The organism is Clostridium chromiireducens, assembly GCF_002029255.1.
Lineage (GTDB): Bacteria > Bacillota > Clostridia > Clostridiales > Clostridiaceae > Clostridium > Clostridium chromiireducens.
In genome coordinates this window covers 1-3,739 of record NZ_MZGT01000150.1, presented here as the reverse complement: position 1 = coordinate 3,739, position 3,739 = coordinate 1, and the positions used below count along the sequence as shown (strand labels likewise).

The 3,739-nt window shown below is 27.9% G+C and carries 2 protein-coding genes; both read left to right on the top strand.

Going from position 1 to position 3,739, the window contains the following annotated elements:
* Positions 1-423 precede the first annotated feature (423 nt).
* Positions 424-1,287: a YitT family protein gene (locus CLCHR_RS23935; protein ID WP_079442442.1), complete on the top strand. Its 864-nt coding sequence runs from the start codon at positions 424-426 to the stop codon at positions 1,285-1,287.
* A gap of 204 nt (positions 1,288-1,491) precedes the next feature.
* A complete protein-coding gene (locus CLCHR_RS23930) occupies positions 1,492-3,258 on the top strand; it encodes an MBL fold metallo-hydrolase (protein ID WP_079442441.1) in 1,767 nt (588 codons plus the stop codon).
* Positions 3,259-3,739: the final 481 nt, after the last annotated feature.

Sequence of the window (3,739 nt, the reverse complement as noted above, 5' to 3'; positions counted from 1 at the left end):
ATATAAAGATAAATTAATATTTAAAAAATAATTTTTTAAATATTAAGATTGAATTTTAATACAATATATTGGTATTTCATTTTGAAATTAACCAGTATATTGTATTTTTTATTTTTCTAAAGAACTATAATTTTATTCCAAATACAATACTGTACAAAAGAATCCAATTCCTTTCGGATATGAGATATATTTTGAAATGTAAATAAAGTTGATAATTTTAGTAAATATGAACAGAAATCCTTTAATAATTAATATTTATTTATACAAGTATTCAACGCTTTAATATATAGATAAAATTATTAATAATTGTTTGAGAAATCACAAACACTAATTGTAGAAAGAAAAGAAGTTTTGTTGAAAATACGGCTGATTGAATATAGAATTATATTTGGTAATTATATTCAAATTGTAAGGAGTATTTAAATGGGAGCGTATTATTATAAGTACAGAGGTAACATAGTTGATGTGTTTTTTATTTTTTTAGGATGTATGATAGCGTCCATGGGAGTAAATCTATTTTTGGCACATGCAAGACTTCTAAGTGGTGGTGCTACAGGTATAGCTTTGATTGTAGAGTATACACTTAAAGTTCCAGCGGGTATAGGGGTACTAATAATTAATATACCATTAATCATATTGAGCTATAAAAAACTTGATAGGTGCTTTACTGTTTATACAACAATAGGTATGCTTTGTCTTTCGACATCACTTATAATAACAAAATCATTAGTATATTTGATTAATATTGAACGAGATTTACTAATTTTTTGTATATATGGTGGAGTTTTATGTGGTATTGGTTACGGAATGGTTTTCTTAAGGCATGGTTCTACAGGAGGTACTGATATTATAACTATGTTAATTAGAAAAAAGTATTCGAATTTTAACATAGGTACTTTAGGATTTTCTCTTAACTTACTCATAGTTATTATAGGAGCAGTGATTTTTGGACTCCAACAAGCGTTGTATACAATTATTTCTCTGTTTATTCAGAGTATGGTTCTTGATAGAGTATTAAAAGGATTCAATAGTAGAAAGTTGCTTCTTATTTTAACTAGAAAGGAAGAGGAAATTATTGAGTATGTGATAAGAGACTTAAATAGAGGAATTACATCTCTATTTGCTGAAGGCGAGTATACTCATGATAAGAAAAAGATGCTTTATTGCATTGTGAGCTCACATCAAATGGTTGAGTTAAAATCAGCTGTACATCATATTGATCCAAATGCATTTATAACAATAATAGATACTTCTGAGGTTAGAGGAAAAGGCTTCCTAAATATTTAATTCAAATAGATTAAAAAACTAACAAAACCTATAGATTACAATTAATTAGACCAACTTGATTAAGAAAGATAGAAAAAATGCTTAAAATAGATTCTAGACTACTTAAATGTAGAAAAGTGGAAGTATATAAATTGTGTAGAAATTGAAAGAGTATTCTTTATGAGGTACAATATTCCTTATGAGTATTAAGGAGGCAGCAGGGTTATGCGAAATAATTTTAAAAAGATATTAATCGTAGTTCCAATCATCTTGTTTTTATGTATGTCTTATATGGGAACTATAGTAAGAGCAGAGGATAAAGTAAATCAGACAAGTACGGATATAAGTAATAATGAAAATCAAACTAATACTAATATAGCTAATACACAAAATGATAATAAAACAAACACAACAAATAATAAAAGTACAAACTCAACTTCAAATAATTCAGAGCAAAGTCAAAGCAGTGAGAATGTGAGTGAAACTGAAAATTCATCAGCAGTTAAAAAAGAAGAGAATCCATTAACAGAAAATATTTCAGGATGGAAGAATATTAATGGAAAATTATATTATGCAACTAAAGATGGAATAGTAAAAGAAAAAGGCTGGTTTAAGGAAAAAGATGAAAACCCGAATGTAAAGAATGATAATGAGTACTATTTAGATGAAGATCATTCTGCAATAACAGGCTGGAAAGAAATTCATAAATCATGGTATTATTTTGATGAAGCAGGAGTTAAACAAACAGGTTGGAAATACATAAAATATAACTGGTATTATCTTGATAAAGACGGAATAATGCAAACCGGATGGATTAAAGGTGATGGAAATAGATATTACTTTAATGATGAGGGTGTAATGTCTATAGGAAAAAAATACATAGATGATAAATGGTACTTTTTTGGAGCTACTGGCATTCTCCAAACAGGTTTTTATATCAATCAAGGAAAGCTCTATTATTCAGAAAATGATGGAACAATGTCAGCAAATGAATGGGTAAAAACTAGAAGTAGCAAGTATTATATTAAAGCAGACAGCAGTGCTATAACTGGAAATGCAATCATAGATAATGTAGCAGAAAGATTTGACGATAATGGTAAATACATAGGTCCTGGAGATGTCAAAGAACATTTATTTATAAAATACCTAAGTGTTGGAAATGCGGATTGTGCTTTTATCAAACTTCCAAGTGGAGAAACAGCATTAATCGATACTGGAACTCCGGAAAGTTCACAAGATGTAATTAATTTCTTAAAAGAGCAAAACTTAAAAAAAGATGATGGTAAAGGAGTAGTTGATTATATAATAATTACTCATGCACATTCAGATCATATTGGTGGACTAGCGTCAATTTTGGAAAACTTTAATGTAAAAAAAGTTTATATGCCTGAAATCGCAAAGATGAAAGATTGGTATTCAAATATAGAAGTTACAGAAGAAAATAGAGCCAATGTAGAGATGATGAAAATAGATTATAACGTTTATAATGATGCGGTAAAAGCGATGAAAGATAAAAATCTAGAATTCACTAATACAAAAAAAGGTGAATTTATTGATAAAGATAATGTTTTACAATTTGTGGAATCGGATAAGAATTTTGGTCCAATAGGAACTCCTCAAATTGTAGCAGATTATTGGGGAGTTAATGAAAATTCAGCAATAGTATTTTTAAATTATGGAGATTTGAAAGCATTATTTGCTGCTGATATGGAATGGAATTCAGAAAAGGACTTCTGGAAAAGTGATTTACTACAAGGAAAACAAATTGATGTACTAAAGGTATCTCACCATGGTTATGATACATCATCCACACCAGATTTCGTAAGATATTTAAAACCAATAATGGGAGTTATAAGCAGAGATAAAGATGGCAGCACAAAAGGTATTGCTTATAAGAACTTAGTTTCAAATGGAGTAACTATATACGAAACAAGTGCAAAAGATGGAGTTTCAATATATGCGACCCCAGAAAATTGGACTGTCGGAAAATAAATATCTAAATTCTAATGCAACATACAATAAAAACATGTCCTTATTTCTAGTTATATATAAATTAATTATGGAGTAGGATTACCTATTAATATGAAGTTAAAATAAAAGCATATTTTAAACAACTTCTATAAAAGAAATGGTTATAAATAGATTAAAAACAAAAGCTCCCAATAAACATCTTGCGTCTATTGGGAGCTTTCTTTGGAAATAAGCACTAAATTAAAATGATAAACTTTAGTGCTTGAGTATTATGGGGTACGAATATTATTCTAACCATTGTTAGAAGATATATTCATAATTTTAAAAAAGTTTCTATATTATTATAAATTTCTTACTAAGTATAGATAATTAATCGAGTCTGTCAAGATTTTTGTGTAAACTTCAAAAAGTAATATGATCATTTGGTAAGGTTGGAGGTATAGTTTAGACTTCCAACCTTTATTTTATAAATGTTGAATATTATTACATTACTTATGTATAG

Coding starts and splice junctions, on each gene's coding strand:
- CLCHR_RS23930 (WP_079442441.1), top strand. CDS start 1,492: ATGCGAAATAATTTTAAAAAGATATTAATCGTAGTTCCAATCATCTTG.
- CLCHR_RS23935 (WP_079442442.1), top strand. CDS start 424: ATGGGAGCGTATTATTATAAGTACAGAGGTAACATAGTTGATGTGTTT.